This window comes from Neisseria sp. P0018.S001, from assembly GCF_051957355.1.
GTDB classification, from domain to species: domain Bacteria; phylum Pseudomonadota; class Gammaproteobacteria; order Burkholderiales; family Neisseriaceae; genus Neisseria; species Neisseria subflava_A.
In genome coordinates this window covers 201,977-222,967 of sequence record NZ_JBQCWN010000002.1, presented here as the reverse complement: position 1 = coordinate 222,967, position 20,991 = coordinate 201,977, and the positions used below count along the sequence as shown (strand labels likewise).

At 48.5% G+C, this 20,991-nt stretch carries 18 protein-coding genes and 1 pseudogene; 11 read left to right on the top strand and 8 right to left on the bottom strand.

The window, feature by feature from the left end:
• Positions 1-55 precede the first annotated feature (55 nt).
• The 9 genes from atpE to ACTHTJ_RS02510 all read left to right on the top strand — a co-directional run bounded on the left by atpE (position 56) and on the right by ACTHTJ_RS02510 (position 6,751).
• The gene (gene atpE / locus ACTHTJ_RS02550; protein ID WP_003676106.1) at positions 56-292 is read left to right on the top strand and encodes a F0F1 ATP synthase subunit C; all 237 of its coding nucleotides are present in this window, start codon (positions 56-58) and stop codon (positions 290-292) included.
• Positions 293-365: 73 nt separating this feature from the next.
• The gene (locus tag ACTHTJ_RS02545) at positions 366-836 is read left to right on the top strand and encodes a F0F1 ATP synthase subunit B (protein WP_003683705.1); all 471 of its coding nucleotides are present in this window, start codon (positions 366-368) and stop codon (positions 834-836) included.
• Between the two features lie 4 nt (positions 837-840).
• Positions 841-1,374 carry a F0F1 ATP synthase subunit delta gene (locus ACTHTJ_RS02540; RefSeq protein WP_049328782.1) on the top strand — a complete coding sequence of 178 codons (534 nt, stop codon included), beginning with the start codon at positions 841-843 and terminating at the stop codon, positions 1,372-1,374.
• Between the two features lie 10 nt (positions 1,375-1,384).
• Positions 1,385-2,932 carry a F0F1 ATP synthase subunit alpha gene (atpA, locus tag ACTHTJ_RS02535; protein WP_003676111.1) on the top strand — a complete coding sequence of 516 codons (1,548 nt, stop codon included), beginning with the start codon at positions 1,385-1,387 and terminating at the stop codon, positions 2,930-2,932.
• A gap of 24 nt (positions 2,933-2,956) precedes the next feature.
• A complete protein-coding gene (gene atpG / locus ACTHTJ_RS02530; protein ID WP_070583868.1) occupies positions 2,957-3,832 on the top strand; it encodes a F0F1 ATP synthase subunit gamma in 876 nt (291 codons plus the stop codon).
• 38 nt (positions 3,833-3,870) lie between these two features.
• The gene (gene atpD / locus ACTHTJ_RS02525) at positions 3,871-5,268 is read left to right on the top strand and encodes a F0F1 ATP synthase subunit beta (protein ID WP_003683789.1); all 1,398 of its coding nucleotides are present in this window, start codon (positions 3,871-3,873) and stop codon (positions 5,266-5,268) included.
• Between the two features lie 10 nt (positions 5,269-5,278).
• On the top strand, positions 5,279-5,704 hold the full coding sequence (locus tag ACTHTJ_RS02520; RefSeq protein ID WP_049331696.1) for a F0F1 ATP synthase subunit epsilon: 426 nt from the start codon (positions 5,279-5,281) through the stop codon (positions 5,702-5,704).
• 236 nt (positions 5,705-5,940) lie between these two features.
• Positions 5,941-6,285: a hypothetical protein gene (locus ACTHTJ_RS02515; protein WP_070583869.1), complete on the top strand. Its 345-nt coding sequence runs from the start codon at positions 5,941-5,943 to the stop codon at positions 6,283-6,285.
• Between the two features lie 55 nt (positions 6,286-6,340).
• Positions 6,341-6,751, top strand: coding sequence for a PepSY domain-containing protein (locus ACTHTJ_RS02510; protein ID WP_070583870.1), 411 nt, complete (start codon positions 6,341-6,343; stop codon positions 6,749-6,751).
• Positions 6,752-6,947: 196 nt separating this feature from the next.
• Here the strand turns inward: ACTHTJ_RS02510 and ACTHTJ_RS02505 are convergent, their stop codons facing one another.
• A complete protein-coding gene (locus tag ACTHTJ_RS02505; protein ID WP_168162029.1) occupies positions 6,948-7,097 on the bottom strand; it encodes a hypothetical protein in 150 nt (49 codons plus the stop codon).
• A gap of 171 nt (positions 7,098-7,268) precedes the next feature.
• Between ACTHTJ_RS02505 and polA the strand changes: the two genes are divergently transcribed.
• Positions 7,269-10,085, top strand: a complete 2,817-nt coding sequence (gene polA / locus ACTHTJ_RS02500; protein WP_070583871.1) for a DNA polymerase I — start codon at positions 7,269-7,271, stop codon at positions 10,083-10,085.
• Between the two features lie 60 nt (positions 10,086-10,145).
• Here the strand turns inward: polA and ACTHTJ_RS02495 are convergent, their stop codons facing one another.
• The 3 genes from ACTHTJ_RS02495 to ACTHTJ_RS02485 are packed head-to-tail and all read right to left on the bottom strand — an operon-like array spanning position 10,146 to position 12,156.
• Positions 10,146-10,769, bottom strand: coding sequence for a hypothetical protein (locus ACTHTJ_RS02495; protein WP_070583872.1), 624 nt, complete (start codon positions 10,767-10,769; stop codon positions 10,146-10,148).
• Positions 10,769-11,452: a nucleotidyl transferase AbiEii/AbiGii toxin family protein gene (locus ACTHTJ_RS02490; RefSeq protein ID WP_070583873.1), complete on the bottom strand. Its 684-nt coding sequence runs from the start codon at positions 11,450-11,452 to the stop codon at positions 10,769-10,771. Before ACTHTJ_RS02490 ends, ACTHTJ_RS02495 begins: the two co-directional genes overlap by 1 nt.
• Complete coding sequence (locus ACTHTJ_RS02485; RefSeq protein WP_070583874.1) at positions 11,449-12,156, bottom strand: hypothetical protein; 708 nt, start codon at positions 12,154-12,156, stop codon at positions 11,449-11,451. Before ACTHTJ_RS02485 ends, ACTHTJ_RS02490 begins: the two co-directional genes overlap by 4 nt.
• A gap of 425 nt (positions 12,157-12,581) precedes the next feature.
• On the opposite strand from ACTHTJ_RS02485, the pseudogene ACTHTJ_RS02480 reads away from it, so the two are divergent.
• Positions 12,582-15,869: pseudogene (locus ACTHTJ_RS02480) on the top strand (DUF2339 domain-containing protein).
• A gap of 90 nt (positions 15,870-15,959) precedes the next feature.
• On the opposite strand, the gene ACTHTJ_RS02475 reads toward ACTHTJ_RS02480, so the two are convergent.
• Genes ACTHTJ_RS02475 through dndC form a run of 4 tightly spaced genes read right to left on the bottom strand, consistent with a single transcriptional unit; the run spans position 15,960 to position 20,942 of the window.
• Positions 15,960-17,546: an FtsK/SpoIIIE domain-containing protein gene (locus tag ACTHTJ_RS02475; protein ID WP_070583875.1), complete on the bottom strand. Its 1,587-nt coding sequence runs from the start codon at positions 17,544-17,546 to the stop codon at positions 15,960-15,962.
• 15 nt (positions 17,547-17,561) lie between these two features.
• On the bottom strand, positions 17,562-19,607 hold the full coding sequence (dndD, locus tag ACTHTJ_RS02470; RefSeq protein WP_049258440.1) for a DNA sulfur modification protein DndD: 2,046 nt from the start codon (positions 19,605-19,607) through the stop codon (positions 17,562-17,564).
• Positions 19,608-19,609: 2 nt separating this feature from the next.
• Positions 19,610-19,828 carry a DNA modification system-associated small protein gene (locus ACTHTJ_RS02465; RefSeq protein ID WP_009425188.1) on the bottom strand — a complete coding sequence of 73 codons (219 nt, stop codon included), beginning with the start codon at positions 19,826-19,828 and terminating at the stop codon, positions 19,610-19,612.
• A complete protein-coding gene (gene dndC, locus ACTHTJ_RS02460) occupies positions 19,797-20,942 on the bottom strand; it encodes a DNA phosphorothioation system sulfurtransferase DndC (RefSeq protein WP_063076790.1) in 1,146 nt (381 codons plus the stop codon). Before dndC ends, ACTHTJ_RS02465 begins: the two co-directional genes overlap by 32 nt.
• Positions 20,943-20,991: the final 49 nt, after the last annotated feature.

The following is a 20,991-nucleotide window of genomic DNA, read 5'->3' as shown; positions in this document are numbered from 1 at the left end:
TTTTTTCGTAGTTTGTTTTTGTAGTTTAACCTTTACTATCTTAAGGAGTTTAAAAATGGGTTTGATTGCTATCGCATGTGGTTTGATCGTTGCCTTGGGTGCATTGGGTGCCTCTATCGGTATCGCAATGGTTGGTTCTAAATACTTGGAATCTTCTGCTCGTCAACCTGAGCTGATCGGTCCTCTGCAAACCAAACTGTTCTTGATCGCTGGTCTGATTGATGCGGCCTTCTTGATCGGTGTGGCTATTGCCCTGTTGTTCGCCTTCGTTAACCCGTTTGGTGCTGCGTAATCAAGACGGAGTGATCCGTTCAGATACAGGCTTATGGTCTGTTTGATTAACCCAGATACGAAGGTTAAGTAACGTGAATATTAATGCAACCTTATTTGCGCAAATCCTGGTTTTCTTTGGCTTGGTTTGGTTTACGATGAAATTCGTATGGCCTCCGATTGCCAAAGCATTGGATGAGCGTGCCGCAAAAATCGCCGAGGGCTTGGCTGCTGCCGAGCGCGGTAAGAGCGATTTTGAGCAGGCAGAGAAAAAAGTTGCAGAACTTATGGCCGAAGGGCGTAATCAGGTAACCGAAATGGTTGCCAACGCCGAAAAACGTGCTGCAAAAATTGTAGAAGAAGCCAAAGAGCAAGCTTCTCATGAAGCAGCACGCATTGCAGCCCAAGCAAAAGCTGACGTGGAGCAAGAAGTTAACCGTGCGCGCGAAGTGTTGCGTGAACAGGTTGCTACACTGGCTGTTAAAGGTGCGGAGTCTATCTTGCGTAAAGAAGTTGATGCTTCCAAACATGCAGATTTGCTCAGTGCCTTAAAACAGGAGCTGTAATCTTATGGCAGAGTTCGCAACGATTGCCAGACCTTATGCGAAAGCATTGTTTAGTCTGGCTCAGGAAAAAAACCAAATTGAGTCTTGGTTGGGCGAACTGAAAGAACTCGCAGCGGTTGTTCAAGATGAGAAAGTTATTGCTCTCATCGAGCAACCGGAAACGGGAGCTTCCGAAAAAGCAGAAACGCTCAAAGGTCTTGTCGGTATCAAAAATGTCGAATTGGCAAATTTCATTACCGTTTTGGCCGAGCAAAAGCGTTTGCTGGTATTGCCGGAAATTTATGCCCAATATCAAGATTTGACCTTGATACACAACAATACGAAATCGGCAGTAATTTACAGCGCGTATGAACTCAGTTCTCAGCAGCTGGCCGATGTTACCGATATCCTGACAAAACGCTTCAATAGCAAATTGGATGTGGTAGCTAAAGTTGCCCCTGAATTAATCGGCGGCATCAAAGTAGAAGTGGGTGATCAGGTCTTGGATTTGTCCGTACAAGGCAAACTGAATGCTTTGTATGCGACTATGACAAATTAGGAGAGTTTTCATGCAGCTTAATCCTGCTGAAATTAGCGATTTGATTAAAGCCAAAATCGAAAATCTGTCCGTCAATGCAGAAGTGCGTACCCGTGGTACCGTTGTTTCTGTTACAGACGGCATTGTGCGCATTCATGGCTTGTCAGACGCGATGCAAGGTGAGATGCTCGAATTCCCCGGTAACACTTTCGGTCTGGCCATGAACTTGGAGCGTGACTCCGTCGGTGCCGTAGTGTTGGGTGAGTACGAACACATTAAAGAAGGCGATACAGTTACCTGTACCGGCCGTATTTTGGAAGTGCCAATCGGTCGCGAACTGGTTGGCCGCGTGGTTGATGCATTGGGTCGTCCTATCGATGGTAAAGGCCCAATCAATACAACATTGACTGCTCCAATTGAGAAAATTGCACCAGGTGTGATTGCGCGTAAATCGGTTGACCAACCAATGCAAACCGGCCTGAAAGCCATTGACTCTATGGTTCCGGTTGGTCGTGGCCAACGTGAGCTGATTATTGGTGACCGTCAAACCGGTAAAACTGCCGTAGCACTGGATGCCATCGTTAACCAAAAAGGTACAGGCGTTATCTGTATCTATGTGGCTATCGGTCAAAAAGCATCTTCTATTGCCAACGTAGTACGCAAATTGGAAGAGCATGGCGCGATGGAGCATACCATCGTGGTTGCTGCAACTGCTTCTGAAGCCGCTGCACTGCAATATATCGCTCCTTACTCCGGTTGTACCATGGGTGAATTCTTCCGTGACCGTGGTGAAGATGCGTTGATCGTATACGATGACTTGTCTAAACAAGCCGTTGCATACCGCCAAATTTCTCTGCTGTTGCGCCGTCCTCCTGGCCGTGAAGCATATCCCGGCGACGTATTCTACCTGCACTCCCGTCTGTTGGAACGTGCGGCCCGCGTCAGCGAAAACGAAGTTGAAAAACTGACCAATGGCGAAGTAAAAGGCAAAACCGGTTCTCTGACTGCGTTGCCAATTATTGAAACCCAAGCCGGTGACGTATCAGCATTCGTACCAACCAACGTAATTTCGATTACAGACGGCCAAATCTTCTTGGAAACCGACTTGTTCAACGCCGGTATCCGTCCTGCAATCAATGCCGGTATTTCCGTATCGCGCGTAGGTGGTGCAGCACAAACCAAAGTCATCAAAAAACTGGGTGGCGGTATTCGTTTGGCGTTGGCACAGTACCGTGAATTGGCGGCGTTCTCGCAATTTGCTTCCGATTTGGACGAAGCAACACGAAAACAGCTGCAACACGGTGAAGTGGTTACTGAATTGATGAAACAAAAACAATTCAGCACATTGAACACTGCCGAAATGGCATTGACTTTGTGGGCGATCAACAACGGTTCTTACGCAGATGTTCCGGTATCCAAAGCCTTGGCTTTCGAAGCAGAATTCCTGAGTTTCGTACGTACGCAACATCCTGAGGTTCTGGAAGCGATTAATGCATCAGGCGCAATGTCTGACGAAAGCGAAAAAGCATTGACCGAAGCCATGAAATCTTTCAAATCTTCTTACGCTTACCAAGCATAAGTATTGAGATGAAAGGAGTCTGAAATGGCAGTCGGAAAAGAGATTCTCACCAAAATCCGTAGTGTTCAAAATACCCAAAAGATCACTAAAGCGATGCAAATGGTGTCGACCTCTAAAATGCGGAAGACTCAAGACCGGATGCGCTTAGCGCGTCCGTACGCCGAAAAAGTGCGTACAGTGATGAGCCATCTTGCACAGACCAATACCGATCATGGTATCAAATTGTTGGAGCCACACCGCGAAGTGCGTCGTGCCGGTTTCATTTTGATTACCTCGGATAAAGGTTTGTGCGGCGGCTTGAACGCAAACGTACTGAAAAAGTTTTTGGCGCAAGTTCAAGAGTATCAGGAACAAGGCATCGAAGTCGAAGTCGTGTGCCTGGGTAGTAAAGGTTTGGCTGCATGCCAAAGTATCGGTTTGAATGTTATTGCCAGTGCAACCAATTTGGGCGATACCCCGAAAATGGAAGCGTTGCTTGGCCCTTTGACCGAAATCTTCCAACGTTATGAGAAACATGAATTAGACCGTATCCATATGGTTTACTCACGTTTTGTCAATACAATGCGCCAAGAGCCGCGTATGGAAGTTTTGCTACCTATCGGTGAAAACGTTATTGACGATGGAACAGGTCATTCTTCATTTACTTGGGAATACCTCTACGAGCCGAGTCCTATCGCCGTATTGGAATATTTGGTTCGCCGCTATTTAGAGTCTGTGGTTTATCAGGCATTGAGTGACAACATGGCATCTGAACAAGCCGCGCGTATGGTAGCGATGAAAGCCGCAACCGACAACGCAGGCAATGCTATCAAAGAATTGCGCTTGGTGTACAACAAATCGCGTCAAGCCGCGATTACCACAGAATTGTCAGAAATTGTAGCAGGTGCGGCGGCAGTTTAATGCCGTCTGAAGCCTGAACAGGAAATTAGGATACGATAATGAGCCAAGGCAAAATCGTACAAGTTATTGGTGCGGTGGTTGACGTGGAATTCCCACGCGACGCTATCCCGCATGTTTACGATGCCCTAAAATTGGACGAGAACGGTCTGACTCTGGAAGTTCAACAGCTTCTGGGTGACGGCGTTGTCCGTACTATTGCAATGGGTAGTTCAGACGGCCTGAAACGCGGTATGTCTGTAAGCAATACTGGTGCGCCAATCACTGTGCCGGTAGGTAAAGGTACATTGGGTCGTATTGTCGACGTATTGGGTACACCTGTTGATGAAGCAGGTCCGATCGATACCGACAAGAGCCGTGCCATTCACCAAACTGCTCCGAAATTCGACGAGTTGTCTTCAACTACCGAATTGCTGGAAACCGGTATTAAAGTGATCGATTTGCTGTGTCCGTTTGCTAAGGGCGGTAAAGTAGGTCTGTTCGGTGGTGCCGGTGTGGGCAAAACCGTGAACATGATGGAATTGATCAACAACATCGCCAAAGCGCACAGCGGTCTGTCCGTGTTCGCAGGTGTGGGTGAACGTACCCGTGAAGGTAACGACTTCTACCACGAGATGAAAGATTCCAACGTATTGGATAAAGTAGCCATGGTGTATGGCCAAATGAACGAACCTCCAGGCAACCGTCTGCGCGTTGCTTTGACTGGTTTGACTATGGCTGAATACTTCCGTGACGAAAAAGACGAAAACGGTAAAGGTCGTGACGTATTGTTCTTCGTTGACAACATCTACCGTTACACTCTGGCCGGTACCGAAGTATCTGCACTGTTGGGCCGTATGCCTTCTGCAGTGGGTTACCAACCGACATTGGCTGAAGAAATGGGTCGTTTGCAAGAGCGTATTACTTCTACCCAAACCGGTTCCATTACTTCCATCCAAGCCGTATATGTACCTGCGGATGACTTGACTGACCCGTCTCCAGCGACAACTTTCGCCCACTTGGACGCCACCGTCGTATTGAGCCGTGATATTGCATCTTTGGGTATTTACCCGGCAGTTGACCCGCTTGACTCTACTTCACGCCAATTGGATCCGATGGTATTGGGTCAAGAGCACTACGACGTAGCGCGCGGTGTACAGTCTACTCTGCAAAAATACAAAGAATTGCGCGACATTATCGCCATTCTGGGTATGGACGAATTGTCTGACGAAGACAAACTGACTGTGATGCGTGCCCGTAAAATCCAACGCTTCCTGTCTCAACCGTTCCACGTTGCCGAAGTATTTACCGGTTCTCCAGGCAAATACGTTTCATTGCGTGACACCATCGCCGGCTTTAAAGCCATCTTGAACGGCGAATACGACCATCTGCCTGAACAAGCGTTCTATATGGTAGGCGGCATCGAAGAAGCGGCTGAGAAAGCGAAAACCTTAAACTAAGGAGGCCGGCATGAGCACCATGCAAGTTGAAGTGGTTAGTAGCGAGCAAAACATCTATTCGGGCGAGGCCAGCTTTGTAGTGGTTCCGACCGTTCAAGGTGAGCTTGGTATTTATCCACGACACGAGCCGATTATGAGTTTGGTACGCCCCGGCGCATTGCGTTTGACTGTTCCGGGTGAAGCTGAAGAAGTGCTGGTTGCCGTTTCCGGTGGCGTTTTAGAAGTACAGCCTGATAAGATTACCGTATTGGCAGATGTTGCTGTCCGCAGTACCGAAATGGATCAGGCGCGTGCTGAAGCAGCTAAAAAAGCAGCCGAGGCAGGTGTTTCTGCAGCCAAAGATGATAAATCTCTGGCCGAAGCGCACAAAGCATTGGCAGCAGCCATTGCCCAGCTGAAAACTTTGGACTACCTTCGTTCGCAAAAAAACAAGTAATGTGGGTTCATCAAGAAAAAGCACAACGAAATGTTGTGCTTTTTTATTTTCTTGAAGATAAGCGGCTTGATATTGAAATGTCGACAGACGAGTAGATGGCACAAATCATTAAATCCCCCTATTTTCAGATGATCTGTGCGTACCGTAAAGAAAGGCCGTCTGAAAACGCTCCTAATTTTTCCCTAAGTCCTGCGTGTTTAAATGTCTATACCGACAACAGACACAAAGGGAATGGAATGAAACATTCTGGGTCGCAATATACAAAACCGTCCAAACCGCTTTTGAAGAAATTACTATTTCCGGTCACCGCTGTTTGCGCCATTTTTCTTGCAACAGAAGGTTTTGATTTTTACGAAGACTACGCCCAATACCGTATGGAGACAGATCCGGCGTTCGCGCAATACCACGACCGCGCTTTGTCTATCTTGCATAACAGAGGCTATGAAGTCCACGATTCTGACACGGACCTACATTGGGCAAGACCTGTTTTGGAATTTGAGGCCTACAAAGGCAGCTTGGAATACAAAATCGTGATGTCTTATCCCGATTTGAACATTATCGAAGAACGCGTTGATTTATAATCAGCTTCCGAATATTCTTTATTTGACTTACCCCTACGTCCCGAAAGGATACGATATGAAAAAACTTTTATCAGCATTACTCTTAGGCAGTATCGCACTGACCGCTTGTGCCGCCCCTAATTCTTACAACTATGATGACAACTATCGTACTGATCGCACTGACCGTTACGAGCAGCGTTATGATCGTCATGATGACCGTTATGACGACTACCGTTACCGCGACGGCAAGTATTACGATGATGATTACATCGAATACAAAATTTACAGCGATCCGTCTTTCGAGCAAAAACGTGCACAAGTAATGCGGATACTCGAACAACGCGGCTATATCGTGCATGAAATTGAAGCCGACGATCATATCGGACGTCCCGTACTGAAAGCTGAAGGCTTCAAAAACGGACACGAATACGACATCATCTTTTCATGGCCTGACCTGAAGATTATCAGCGAACATATCGACTATTGATTTGTTCCGCCACACGCCGCAAGGATAAGCTCCACGCGGCGTTTTTCTTTTCAGACGACCTTTCCGACAAAGAAGGTCGTCTGAAAACTTGGCTTATTTTATATAACGAAGAAATGCAATCAGATTTTCATAAACATCCAAGCCCAAAAAACATACACAATGAGAAAAGGACGATGTTTGAGGAAATTTTTAAACTTTATCCGGGATGCGCCAAGCACGTCGGCTTGAGCAATTCACAGATTTTTTCAGATGGCGTATTCGCACCTTCCATTTTTAGTTCAGCAATAAAATCAGCATCTTCTTGAGCAATGCGCATACTGATTGAGATACAGTTCGTTGCTTTCATATTCGTTTGTTTTGGTTTGTATTCATTTGGATAAAAATATCCAATATAGGATTCTGGGGCGCAATGCTTAAAACCGTATATTTAAGGCCGTCTGAAACTTGATTTTCGGTTTTCAGACGGCCTTTTCCTTTATAATCCGTACATTATTTTCATACACACAGCAGGTTCTCCATGTCCAACAAACCCACACTCCTTCTCGTTGACGGCTCTTCTTATCTTTACCGCGCCTATCATGCCATGGGGCAGAATTTGTCTGCGCCCGACGGTGCGCCGACTGGGGCGATGTATGGCGTGTTGAACATGCTGCGCCGGTTGCGGGCGGATTATGTGCACGACTATTGCGCGGTGGTGTTTGATGCGAAGGGCAAAAATTTTCGCCACGAGATGTTCCCCGACTATAAGGCGACGCGTCCGCCGATGCCGGACGATTTGCGCCCGCAGGCAGAAGCCTTGCCGGATTTGGTGCGCCTGATGGGCTGGCCGGTATTGGTGATTCCGCAGGTGGAAGCGGACGACGTTATCGGCACTTTGGCTAAGATGGCTAGCGAAGCAGGGTGGAACGTGGTGGTATCTACCGGCGATAAGGACATGGCGCAGTTAGTAAATGAGCGCGTGACACTGGTGAACACGATGAGCGGCGAAACGCTGGATATTGAAGGCGTGAAGGAAAAATTCGGTGTGCGCCCCGACCAAATCCGCGATTATCTCGCGCTGATGGGCGACAAGGTGGATAACGTGCCAGGCGTGGAGAAGTGCGGCCCGAAAACCGCGGTGAAGTGGCTGGAAGCCTATGGCTCGCTGGCCGGCGTGATGGAACACGCTGGCGAAGTCAAAGGCAAGGTGGGCGAAAACCTGCAAGCCGCTTTGGAACAACTGCCGCTGTCGTATGATTTGGTAACGATTAAAACCGATGTGGACTTGCACACCGAGCTTTCAGACGGCCTTGAAAGCCTGCGCCGTAATACGCCTAAATGGGCGCAGCTGGTTGTCGATTTCAAACGCTGGGGCTTCCGCACTTGGCTGAAAGAGGCGGAAAGCCGTATGCACGAAGCGCAAAACACAGATTTGTTCGGCAGCGAGCATATCGGCGAACAAGCCGCATTGGCGATGGAAACACAGCCTGAAAAACAGCCCGAACTTGCTCCCACCCCCGAAAAGCTGGATTATCAAGCCATCACCACCGAAGCGCAATTTACCGCTTTGTTAGATAAACTGGTGCAGGCAGACCAAATCGGCATCGACACGGAAACCACGTCCCTAGACGCGATGAATGCCTCGCTGGTCGGCATCAGTATCGCGTTCCAAGCAGGCGAAGCGGTTTACATCCCCGTAGGACACAGCCTGACTGCTGCACCCGAACAGCTTGATTTACAAGACGTATTAGGCCGTCTGAAACCGCATTTGGAAAATCCCGCCCTGAAAAAAATCGGGCAAAACCTCAAATACGACCAACATGTTTTCGCCAATTACGACATCGCCCTGAACGGCATTGCCGGCGATTCCATGCTCGCTTCCTACATCATCGAAAGCCATCTCGAACACGGCTTGGACGAATTGTCCGAACGCTGGCTGGGTTTGGAAACTATTACCTACGAATCGCTGTGCGGCAAAGGCGCGAAGCAAATCAGTTTTGCCGATGTCGCCATCGGGCAGGCGACCGAATACGCCGCCCAAGACGCCGATTTCGCCCTGCGCCTCGAAGCACACCTGCGCGCGCAAATGGACGACAAACAGCTTGAAATGTATGAAAAAATGGAGCTGCCCGTCGCGCAGGTATTGTTTGAAATGGAACGCAACGGCGTGCAAATCGACCGCGCCGAACTCGCCCGCCAAAGCGCGGAACTCGGCGCCGAGCTGATGAAGCTCGAACAAGAAGCCTACGCCGCCGCAGGCCAGCCGTTCAACCTCAATTCGCCCAAACAGCTGCAAGAAATCCTGTTCGACAAAATGGGCATCCCCACCAAAGGTCTGAAAAAAACCGCCAAAGGCGGCATTTCCACCAACGAAGCCGTGCTCGAACAGCTTGCGCCCGACTACCCCCTGCCCAAAATCATCCTGCAAAACCGCAGCCTGGCGAAACTCAAATCCACCTACACCGACAAACTGCCCGAAATGATTTCGCCCAAAGACGGCCGCGTACATACCACCTACGCCCAAGCCGTCGCCATTACCGGCCGTCTCGCCAGCAACAACCCCAACCTGCAAAACATCCCCATCCGTACCGCCGAAGGCCGCCGCGTGCGCCGCGCCTTTACCGCACCGCAAGGCAGCGCCATCGTTTCCGCCGACTATTCCCAAATCGAGCTGCGCATCATGGCGCACCTCTCCGGAGACAAAACCCTCATCGCCGCGTTCCAAAACGGCGAAGACGTACACCGCCGCACCGCCGCCGAAGTATTCGGCATCGCCCCCGAAAACGTCTCGCCCGAACAACGTCGCTACGCCAAAACCATCAACTTCGGCCTGATTTACGGCATGGGTCAATACGGCCTTGCCAAATCATTGGGTATCGACAACATCTCCGCCAAAAACTTTATCGACCGCTACTTCGCCCGCTATCCCGGCGTCGCCGAATACATGCAACGCACCAAAGAACAAGCCGCCGCGCAAGGCTTCGTCGAAACCCTGTTCGGCCGCCGCCTCTACCTGCCCGACATCCGCAACAAAAACGCCAACGCCCGCGCCGGAGCCGAACGCGCCGCCATCAACGCCCCCATGCAAGGCACCGCCTCCGACCTCATCAAACGCGCCATGATAGACGTGTTCCATTGGTTGAATTCAGAGTGCGAAGCCTCCCCATGGGACTGCCTGCAAAGCAAACTGATTATGCAGGTGCATGACGAATTGGTATTGGAAGTACCCGAAGCCGAACTGGATTTAGTCAAAGAAAAACTGCCGCAGATTATGGCGAAAGTGGACGAAGGGATGTTGAACGTGCCGCTGGTAGCAGAAGTGGGCGTGGGTATGAATTGGGAAGAAGCGCATTGATGCTTATATGAATGAAATGCCGCCTGAAAATTTCAGACGGCATTTCATTCAAGATATAATTCAAAATATACTAAAATTTATTGTTGTATCACTAGTCTCTAGTGTTTCAACATCTAGTTCTAATATTAATAATTGACTATGATCATCAGACTGATTCATATTTTCTTTCCAATATCCATCGCTTCCCAAACAATAACTTTCCTTTTGGTCTAAAATAAATTCTTGTTTACAAATTTCTCCAATTGACTTCTTTGTACGAAATGATTGGGTAACATAGTGTTCCAATCCAGATATAACATGTGGTTCCGTTAACCATTTCCATTCGTTATTTATTTTATGGCCAAATCTACAATCACCAAGATTAAAACTTTGTGTTTGGAAATTTTCCTTATTAACAATCAATATGTGTAGAGATGCTATTTGATTTGGCAATTTGTTTGGCATGCCTACCTCTCTGACATATGATTCCTTTGCATGTTGCAATATGCTTAAAATATTTCGATTTTCTGAATATAATTCTTTCGCAATAACCTCTAAAATATATTTAATAAAATTTTGAGATTCAATTTCCTCCTTTGCATCCCCAATTATAAATACATAGCAATTAGAATAATTACAAAAAACGCCATAATCGCTATTACATTTTCTATCTTTCCCTTGATAACTTCTCCAAATTACTTTCATTATAATTCCAATATTCTGCAAATCTTATCTTCAACATTTGGATAGTCATATAATTTATATAAAAAGAAATTTTCGTTATTTAATATCTTAAGTTGCTCTTGAATAAATTCTATAACATTATTATCTATAGATTTAAAATTAAAAAGTTCTTCGTAAATTTGGTTTCGCCCATCTAACACAATCAAGATATCCTCAAGATCTTTACTTCCAAGAATGTCTCTATTACCTCGATTGTTGTATGCTTCAAATTTAGTTGCTAAAAAATAAATTGGGTGAATCAATTTAATTATAAATTCATCTAATGGATAATTTTCAGCCGTTTCAAAAGCTATCGGATACCATTTATTTTCAAAACCTAAAATAGCGTTTGTTGGCATTAGATCTATTAAGATATTCTCTAATTTCATTCTGCATATTGGTCCTTCCTCATCTTCTAAGCCAAGCTCTTTAAATCCGCAACTTTTTAATTCTTCTTGGAAGTGTCTGTATTCACCATGTGTTAATACAGAAATAATCAAGTCTACGTCTTCTGTACTGCGAATTTCTTCTTGACTTACATCATCTACAAATAAACAAGTTGTACAGCCTCCTACAAAAACAATTTTTTCTCTTAATGAAGGTGTTAACTTCGATACTACTTTTTTCAGCATATCAAAATGTAATTCACTTGCCGTATTCATCATTTTCCCATAAAAATATCTTTTAATTGCTCAAATGCTACTTGTTTTTCCCTAGGTGCATTGAGCCTAATTGAATCTACCAGCACTAATAATTCATATAGCAGGGGGTCTTTTACCGCAGCATATGGGACTGTCTTATATAGTGGTTCAATAGCATCCCCTACTACTGTACCATTAGCATCTCCCCACACCATCGGAAGTTTTTTGCCTGATATAATGTTCTCATACAAAAAAGGTGATGAATATGAAATAGGTATTCCTCTAACATTACCTATTTTTTTTATAGGGAAAAAAAATCTTAATGCAGGGATTACAACATTCAGGAGATCTTGTGTATTTACATAGGGTATTCTATCTCGAATCAGTAGCAATTTTAAATCAATACATCTTTTTAATGAAAGACTAATTTGAGATTTGCTAATACCTGTACTTTTTTCCAATGATAAAAGTGAATATTTATTCTCATCGAAAAGACTATTGAAATCTATTTTTGAATATAAATTTTCAATTTCACCATAATACTTATTCAAGTAATAGTTGTTATATTTTGATTCCTTATTTTTATAAATAATATTTAAATAATACTGCTTCTTCTGCTGTTCAGTAAGAAATTCCGATTTCACCATTTTTTTGTTTGTAAGGTCAATTTTTTCGTAGTAGGAGAGACTAAATATTTTCAATAGTAGCAGAATATCTTGACTTTTCATGATAAAAACTCCTTGATTTTTTCAAATTATAAAACAGAAATATTTTTTTTCCTAGGAATTAGGAAAAAATTTTCAGGAAGCCTGTTGATAACCTGTGTATAATTTACTTTATAAATTTTAATAAATGTCTTATTGTTTTCAATAAATCCTACTGATTTTTCCTCTTAATCCCGTTTATATCAGCTACCTTAAAGTTAAAACTATTAAACTGGAACTACGTATGTATATCAACACGAATATGGTAATGCTTAATGTCTGAGGCCGTCTGAAAATCCTTAAACATTTTCAGACGGCCTTTTTTATGCCGATTCTCTATATTCTATTCGCCGTATGCTTTTATTCTCGGCCTTTTGTCTCTTTTTTTCATCAACAATGTTGTTGGTGTTACAATCGGCATATTCTTATTGTTATCAAACAGGTGTTTCATGCAGTTTTTCGGCCTGCTTATTCCTATTATTATCGGCTATTTTCTTGATGAGATGGCCACGGGCGTGATTATTGGGTCGTTGTTTTGGCTGGTTGCTTGGTCAATCGCCAAACAACGCCAAGAAGAGCGTTTGGCTGAATCTGCTACGGCAGGCGACAGGATGCAAAAGCTGGAGCAGGAAATCGAGCTGCTGAAACAGCGTTTGTCGGTGTTGGAGCATGAGACTGTCCGTGATGAGGCGAAGGTAGGGCAGGGGCTTGAGGCTCGGGCTGTTGCCGATGTTCAGACGGCCTCTAAGCCGCTTCATGTTCGGGTTGAGCCTGAGGCGGAAGCTGCGCCTGTTAAGCAGAAAATTGAAGAGGCGTTTGCCCCTTCTTTTTCTATACCTATTGATCCTGTTTCTGCCAAGGCTGCTGCTTCGCCTGAGCCTGTTGTGGAAGAAGTTGTCGAGGCGGTTGCTCCGGTTGTTGCTGAACAAGCAGGGCTGCCTAAAGAAGAGGTTGTTGTTGCTTCGATGCCGTCTGAAAGCGAAGAAGCGCCATCGCGTCAATTCGTTATCCATAAAAATCAAGCGGAGGATGGAGGGTACAAGTTTTCCGACAATCCGATTGTTGCTTGGTTCTTGCGCGGTAATCCGCTGTTGAAAACCGGTATTGTGGTGCTGTTCCTCGGCTTGGCGTTCCTCTTGCGCTATGCCTCCGAGCGGGTTCATGTGCCTGTCGAACTGCGTTATCTGACTGTGGCAGGCGCGGGTTTGGCGGCGGTGGTCGGCGGCTGGAAGCTGCAAAGCCGTAAGCGTGAATATGGCTTGGTGTTGCAGGGTTTCGGCGTGGCGGTGATGTATTTGACGGCGTTGGCGGCATTAAAACTGCATCCGCTGTTGCCTGTGTCGGTCGTGTTCGGGTTGATGGTGGCGATGGTCGTGCTGATGGCGTGGCTGGCGGTAAGGCAGAACGCGCAGATTATGGCGCAGGTTGCTTTAATCGGCGGTATGGCCGCGCCTTTGCTGACTTCAGACGGCAGCGGCAATTATTTGGTGCTATTCTCTTATCTTGCCCTGCTCAATGCCGGTGTGGCCGCAATTGCGTGGTTTAAGGCATGGCGCCCGCTGAACCTGACGGGTTTTGTTGCTACTTTTGCCATTGCCGCGCTGTGGGGCATGCGAAGTTATACGCCGCAACATTTCTCCACTACCGAGCCTTTTCTGATTTACCACTGACTGCTCTATACCTTTATCGCGTATCTGTTCGCACGCCGTAAGCTGACGGAAAACAGCGAAGACAGCGTTACGCCGATTGCCGACAATGCGACTTTAGAGGAGATTGGCAACAGTATTTACACACACGGCCTGCGCGTGCATGTCCTCGACCATACTTTATTGTTTGGCACGATGGCGGCGGCGTTCGGCCTGCAATACCGCATGGTGGAGCATTGGCCATTCGCGGATGCGCTTTCCGCATTGGGTTTTGCCGCTGTTTACGGACTGGCCGCGCTGCTGCTGAAACGTCAGCAGGGGCTGTATATTTTGCGTCAGGCGTTTTTTGCGTTGGCGGTATTGTTCCTCACGATTGCCGTTCCGCTTTATTTTGAATCGAGCAATACGGTTATCCTGTGGAGTGCCGAATCCGCACTGGTTTATTTCTTCGGTCTGCGCCAACAGCGTCCGCATATCCGTTTTGGTGCGCTGATTGTTTATCTCTTGGCGGCGCTGATTCAGCTGGACAATTATCAGGGCTTCGGCACGGATACCGTTCTGGAAGGGCAGTGGTTTACGACGATTGTGGTGTTGCTTGGCGGAGCAGCGATTTACTTGCTGTGGTATTTCTCGCGTCGCGAAGGTTCGGCGCAATGGGAAAAATCCGTTCAGACGGCCGTGTTGTCTGCCGCCTTGCTGTACATCTCTATTTTGCCTTTGCTCTTCTTGGCCGACCAAGGCAGCATTGTCGCTCTCTCCGCTTTGGCAGCGGCGTGGGCATTCTGCCGGCGCAAACATGAGCCGAATGTGTTTATCACATTTACCTTGGGCAATGTATTGTTCGCCCTGTTGCTGCAAGCCGGTATTATTTATGAATCCCAAGGCTTCCTGAGCCATCTGTACCTTATTGCCGCTACGCCTTTGCTGTTTGCGGCTGCCTACGCGCTGCAATATCCGCGCGTGCCGGTTGCAAGCGAAAAACCGGAAGGAAACGAGGTTTACTTTGCGCAGGTTTCAGGCTGGATCATCCTGCTTACTGCATTGGCAACAGGCAGCTACGCCCTTTATATGCAATGGACAGGCGAGGAAACCCTGTTTATTGAGTTGTGGATGTGGCCGATATTTGCCAGCTTGCTGCTGTTTGCCAAACGTTTGAAATGGGAAGAGTTGCTGCAGGCAAACTTGGCATTCCTGCCCGTGTTTGCCCTGCATTTCGTCTTCTATCATACCGAACACGCATGGACAGCCGCCGCAGCCTTGCCGCTTGCCGCCGCTACCGTGTTGAACTTCATTATTCTGAACAACTATCCGCGCCATGATCTGATTTGGTTGCACAAACTCAATATCACGATACTTGGCGTACTTTGGACGCTTTGGACGGCGCTGTATGTCGGCGGCCTTCTCTCCGGCGTTTGGTCTCAGCTCTCATGGCTGGTTGTGCCTTTGGCGATGTGGATTGTTTTCCATACGCAGCGCCAACGCGAATTTTTCAGACGGCATCAAGCCATTTATCAGCATTTTGCTATGCCGTTGTGCGCCCTTGCCGCCGCCTGTTGGATGCTGTGGACCAACTTCTCCACGCCGTTCCAACCTTCGCCGTTGCCGTATATTCCCGTGCTTAATCCGGTGGAACTTGCCAGCGCCGGCATGCTTTGGTTTGCCCTGAAATCCCTGCCCGAAGCCTTGCCGCCCGAGCTTCGCCGTACCACGGCAACCACAGTTTCCGCCTTGGCATTTATGCTGATCAGCGCAGGCGTGATGCGCGTATGGCATTTCTACGACGGCATCACTTGGCGTCTTGACATCATGCTCCAATCCTTCGGCCTGCAAGCCAGTCTGTCTGTTGTTTGGGCAGTAACCGCCATCATCTTGATGGTACTCGGCAACCGCCGCAAACAGCGCTCCTACTGGATGACAGGCGCGACGCTGATGGGCATCGTGGTCGTCAAACTCTTCCTGATCGAGCTTTCCAACAGTGGCGGTATCGCGCGCATCGTCTCCTTCATCATCGTCGGCCTGTTGCTGCTTCTGGTCGGCTGGTTTGCCCCCGTCCCGCCCAAAGCAGAGAATGATGGCGAATCTAAAGCCTAATCATTAATCTCAAATAAAAAGGCCGTCTGAAAAAGCAGTATTATCTGTTTTCAGACGGCCTGAGACCTTTGCAAAGGATGGTTGAACAAATTATACATTATACCCGTGCAGAAAACGTGCTGCTTCATTGTTCCATTTGACCAAATGATCGCCTTTGGCCGTCAGGTTTTCAGCACCGCGCTCGCCCAAGATAATCTCGGAAGACTGGCGTTTGCCTGTTTTCAACGCAACTTTGGTCGGCAGGTTGTCACGTAGGCGGCCGCTGAGTGTTTTCGCATCGGGGCGTTGCGTTGCCAATAACAGATACATTCCTGCGGAGCGCGCTTTTTGTGCCAGCCGTACCAAATGCCCTTCTGCGTCACTGCTGACATCGATAAGGTCGGCCAGTTCGTCAATCACGATAACAACATATTTTGGACGGGTGTGCTGTGGGACTTCTGCAATATCCTTTGCAGCGTATTCGTCCATCAGGCGGTATCGTTTATCCATCTCGTCAGCAAAAGACGACAATATTTCAGCAGCTTCTTCCGCATCGCTGACTATGCGCCCCTGCCATAAATTCGGACGGTCTTTGAAGGCGGCGAAATCCGCAGAAACTTTGCAATAACACACGACGATTTCCGTTTCATTCTGAGGAGCGAGTTCGAACAGGGAAGCCAGCATTGAGCGCACCAGTACCGATTTCCCAGCCCCCGTTTCCCCGCCTACCATCACATGCGGCGCGGTGGCAAAATCTTGAAACACGGGTTCGCCGCGTTCGTCCAAACCGATACACACTGGCAATCTGAATTGCTGTGCCGATGCGCGGTATTGCTGTAAGGCCGTCTGAAACTCACTTTGCCCGTATTGCCGCCAAGTGTCTTGCGGGCGCAGGATATTGATGTGCCATGTATTGGCTTCGCCGCGTATGCGTCCGCAGCGCATTTCGTCATCGCCGATGCCTAATTCGGAGCAAATCTGGCTGTGGTATTTTTCCAAATCCACATAGCAGTCGAACTGTACGCGCAAGCAGTCGTAGCGCACGCCGACGTATTCTAGTTGTATCGTGCCGCCCTTGCCGACTGTTTTGTCCAGTGCGGTTTTAAGTTTGATGCGGGCTGCATCGAGTGTTCCGACATTTTCTGCGGGAAATTCGCTTGAACTAGAAATCTCTCCTGCATGTTGCCGTCCGCTACTGTTTTTAACAGCCAATTCAGCCAATTCGTTCAAAAAGGCCTGCCGTTGTGCCAAATCGTCATCGGGTTTGAATTGTCTGCAACGTTCCCAAAACGCATGCAAACCAAGCGCGCCGGTATGCCACAGGTCGGCAATTAGTTTGTACAAATCATCTTTTCCCGCCGGTTTCCCTTGCCTGATGTGGAACAGGGTTTCGCTCAACAGGGCAAGCCAAAGCCGCGAATGGTCTTGAAAGCAGGTTTGGAAAGAAGGGATGTCGATGCCTTTGGTATCGGGGGCGGCAGTCAAATTTTCCGGCTGGCGAGCCCAGCCTTTGGCAAAGCAATAGCCGATACAGAGTACCGCCCACTCGTAGTTGTTGTCCAGATGCGGCAACGCACCTGCGTGGGTGAGTTTTTCGCGTATGGCTTTGGCTTCGCTGCTGGAAATAATGTGTTTGTCGCTAATCAGGGTATGGAAATAGTCGGAATCCCACTGGCGGTTGTCTGGCAGCAGATACATGTATTGTTCCTTTAATTATTCGAAATAAACATCGGCAGTTACACGTGAACATGCGCCCGCGCTGTCCAGTGATTCGGCTTCCACCAGATAGGTGCGGCCGATATGCGGGTCGAGACGGCGGTACACTTCGGGGGTGATTTCGGTGTCCTGCGACAACAAAATCACCTGCTGTTCCAGCCCACTCCAATGCTTGAACAAACCTTCTCGGTGGCCCTCATCCAAACGTGCCAAAGGGGTATCGATGACAAAGGGGGCAGGATAGTGGGTAACTTCCGCCAATGCCGACACCAGCGACATAATCAGAATTTGCATTTGTCCGGCCGACAAATCGACCTGCGCTTCCCTGCCGTCGCGGCCGTAAAGCCCCATCCTTCCGTCGGCTTCGATGCTGATTTTGTGGATGCGGTCATCGTGTGCAATGGTGCGGTTGATGCGGGTGGCGGTTTCACCGATTTCACCCGCCTTTTGCCGCATTAGAGCATCGGTCAATGCGGCAATAACTTTTTCTACCTGTCCCGCACGGCGCGACTTCACCATTAGCGGGTTGCTGTCGCTGATTTTGTCTTGCAGTTTGCTGACTTCATCCTTTTTGCGCCGGCATTCTTTTTCTTTTTCCAACACGTTGCTTTTCAGGCTGCCCGAACGTTCTTTCAGTATATCGGCCTGCTTGTTCGCCTGTTTGAGCTGTTCCACCAGTTCGTCTTTGTTGCTGCCTTTGAGCAGCTCCAATTCTTCCAAGACTTGTTTTTGTTCGCTCCGCCGCTGTTCGATATCGGCCAGCAGGCTGCCTATCCTTCCTTGTGGCATACCCTGTATGCGGCTGATTTCGTTTTGGATTTCAGCATGGGCGTTTTTCGAGAGATAGTTGTGCTCGATAGTTTCGGCGCAATTTTCAGGCAACGGGTAAAATAATTCGTTCCAGCATTCGGCTACAGCTTCCTTCATCAGCGGGTCTTCCAAAATGGCGCAAGCCGAACGCCCCAATACTTCTTTGACTTTGCCGCTGCCGACAAACGCGCTCCAAAAATCGTTTACCCGTCCCGCAATCTGCTCCCTGCCGGCTTCATGGTGCAGGCGGTTGGCTTCTCGTTCGAGTTTGATTTTTAGCGCGTTCAGGCCGTCTGAAGGCAGGAAGGCCAGCGGCATGGCTTTAACCGCCGCCTTGACCTTCGCATTGAAATCGTCCATTTCCTTCTCCAGCCGTTCCCGCTGCATCAGCAAATCCTGCGAAGTGCGGATGTCGCTGCCGCCGCCGATCTGCTGTTGCAGCCTGCTTCTTTCCGCATCCCAATGCGCCCATTCCTGTTGTACTTTTTCCCATTCTTCACGGAATACATCATATTGCACTTGGGCAGAAGTCAATGCGCTTTCGGCTTTGTCCAAATCTTCCTGCATCTTTTTGCCCGCGTTCTCGGAAATGCAGCGTTTGCGGTAATCGCCAAGGCTGTCTGCAAGCCGCGTCAGCAGGGTTACGCCCAACAGGCCTTTCAGGGCGGTATTGAGCCACATACCCGTGCCGCTGCGTTCTGCAGCCTGCACGATTTTTTCGCCGTCGAAAAAGAAAAACGGCGCATAATCGAACGGCAGGGCGTAAGTGTTGAGATATTTGTCCAATTCGGCTAAATCGACAGGCAGGTAGCGGTCGTCAACCAGCACGTCTGCCCGCGTTTCGGTGCTTTCGCGTTCAAATTGCCTTTTCTCATTGAAATGCCATTTCCGGCGGATTTTCAGGCCGCAAATCTTACCTTGCCGCCGTTGGCGGATTTCAATTTCCAGCTCGATGCGGTATCGGCCGTATTGCGGCGCTGCTTTGTGATGCAGGGCAGCCTGCAGGAAATTCGGGTAATTGACATCTTTGCTGTTCAAGCCGGCCCGCTGCAAATGGCTGACCGCATCCGCGTCATACAGGCACAGGTAAACCGCTTCCAACAAAGTGGTTTTGCCGTGCCCGTTCATCGCGCCAATTAAAACAATGTTCTGCCCGTTTTTCGGTTCGGGAAAGGAGAAGGCCGCTTCTTGGTAGGATTTGAAATTAAGCAGCCTGATTGAATGTATCCACATATTCAGCCCCAATATTTCCTGTTTTCAAAAACTTCATCGAATACTTCGGTCATGCCGCGTTTGCGGATCCGTTCCTGTTGCTCGCGCTCCCATGCCGCCAAATCGGCCAGCGCATCGGGCGATACACCATGTTCGGCAGCGATTTTCTCCATCAGGTTTCTGGCATTTTCATCACTCCACAGCAGCAAATCAGCCACCTGTTCCCGTGTTTCCGTCTTCATTTTTATTCCTTGAGTAAGTGTTAATCAGATCTTCCGTCCAAATTCGCTTGATTAGGTCGATTTCGTCCTGCGAAATCAGTTCTTCGCCGAAAGCAGCCTGCACTTTTAGCAGCTTCGCCAGCATTTCCTGCCGCGCCGCGATGGTGAACGGGCCGGGGATGTGTTTGCCGCCTTTGAACGTGAGTTTTCCGTTGCGCCGTTCGGCCTGGCGGTATTCGGGTTTGTTGCGGATGTCCACCAGCCAGTCGCGGTATTCGATTAACGGTGTGAATTCGGTTTTCCCCGCGTCCACAAAGCCCTGCAGGCTTCTGTCCTTATTGACCACCGTGCACGTCCAGCAGCCGAAGCGGCTGGAATTGGTGCCGCAACCGGGGGCTTCTTCCTGCGACAGCACAATCGGACATTCGCCGCCGGCGGCTTCGCGGTAGAGCTTGATTAAATCGCTGTGTGCGCCTCCCCAGGGCGGGTCGTTGGCAGCAAGGAATTCCCACACGTCGTCGGTACTCAAATCGACAATCGGTCGGTACACCAACGCGTTTTTCAAATCACTGTGCGGGGTCAGATTGCTGTTTTCCAAGTTTTGGTGGCTTTCGATACTTGCTTTGCGGGTGGCAGATTCGTCTTTGCGCACGCCCAGTACGATGATGGCTTTGCCGTTTTCGTTTACTTTTTGCAGGATGTAGCCGCTAGTAGGCTGGATTTTCAGGCGGTCGGTGCACCAGCGCATTGAGCGGTTGGGCGTGGGGTAGCCTTTGCCGATGAGTAGCGTCCAAAAGGTGTCCTGCAATTTCGGCACGGTGATTTCGCCGCTGACGGGCAGCCTGAAAATTTCAGCGGCACGCAGAATTTCTGCCAAAGATTGGCGCATGTGTTTCACTACCAGCGGGCTTTCCACCAGCGTGTCGTTGGAAATGAAGAACACCTGCCGCGTCCGCAGCATCGGCGGCAGCGAAAGCAGCATGTCAAACACCAAATGGGCGACAAGGGTGCTGTCCTTGCCGCCTGAAAAGGTAACAATCCAAGGGTAGTGCTGCGTTTCGCTCAAATATTCTTCAGTGATGTTTTGGCGTATAGCGTCGAACGGGTTGGCAGGGTGTATGGGTATTACGGTCATTTTTATACATATTTCTTATTTGCACCTAAAACAGGTGCATGCGTGATTG

Coding starts and splice junctions, on each gene's coding strand:
- atpE (WP_003676106.1), top strand. CDS start 56: ATGGGTTTGATTGCTATCGCATGTGGTTTGATCGTTGCCTTGGGTGCA.
- ACTHTJ_RS02505 (WP_168162029.1), bottom strand. CDS start 7,097: ATGAAAGCAACGAACTGTATCTCAATCAGTATGCGCATTGCTCAAGAA.
- dndC (WP_063076790.1), bottom strand. CDS start 20,942: ATGACCGTAATACCCATACACCCTGCCAACCCGTTCGACGCTATACGC.
- atpG (WP_070583868.1), top strand. CDS start 2,957: ATGGCAGTCGGAAAAGAGATTCTCACCAAAATCCGTAGTGTTCAAAAT.
- ACTHTJ_RS02485 (WP_070583874.1), bottom strand. CDS start 12,156: ATGAAAAGTCAAGATATTCTGCTACTATTGAAAATATTTAGTCTCTCC.
- ACTHTJ_RS02515 (WP_070583869.1), top strand. CDS start 5,941: ATGAAACATTCTGGGTCGCAATATACAAAACCGTCCAAACCGCTTTTG.
- ACTHTJ_RS02475 (WP_070583875.1), bottom strand. CDS start 17,546: ATGTATCTGCTGCCAGACAACCGCCAGTGGGATTCCGACTATTTCCAT.
- ACTHTJ_RS02520 (WP_049331696.1), top strand. CDS start 5,279: ATGAGCACCATGCAAGTTGAAGTGGTTAGTAGCGAGCAAAACATCTAT.
- ACTHTJ_RS02495 (WP_070583872.1), bottom strand. CDS start 10,769: ATGAAAGTAATTTGGAGAAGTTATCAAGGGAAAGATAGAAAATGTAAT.
- polA (WP_070583871.1), top strand. CDS start 7,269: ATGTCCAACAAACCCACACTCCTTCTCGTTGACGGCTCTTCTTATCTT.
- ACTHTJ_RS02465 (WP_009425188.1), bottom strand. CDS start 19,828: ATGAAGACGGAAACACGGGAACAGGTGGCTGATTTGCTGCTGTGGAGT.
- ACTHTJ_RS02510 (WP_070583870.1), top strand. CDS start 6,341: ATGAAAAAACTTTTATCAGCATTACTCTTAGGCAGTATCGCACTGACC.
- ACTHTJ_RS02540 (WP_049328782.1), top strand. CDS start 841: ATGGCAGAGTTCGCAACGATTGCCAGACCTTATGCGAAAGCATTGTTT.
- dndD (WP_049258440.1), bottom strand. CDS start 19,607: ATGTGGATACATTCAATCAGGCTGCTTAATTTCAAATCCTACCAAGAA.
- ACTHTJ_RS02490 (WP_070583873.1), bottom strand. CDS start 11,452: ATGATGAATACGGCAAGTGAATTACATTTTGATATGCTGAAAAAAGTA.
- atpA (WP_003676111.1), top strand. CDS start 1,385: ATGCAGCTTAATCCTGCTGAAATTAGCGATTTGATTAAAGCCAAAATC.
- atpD (WP_003683789.1), top strand. CDS start 3,871: ATGAGCCAAGGCAAAATCGTACAAGTTATTGGTGCGGTGGTTGACGTG.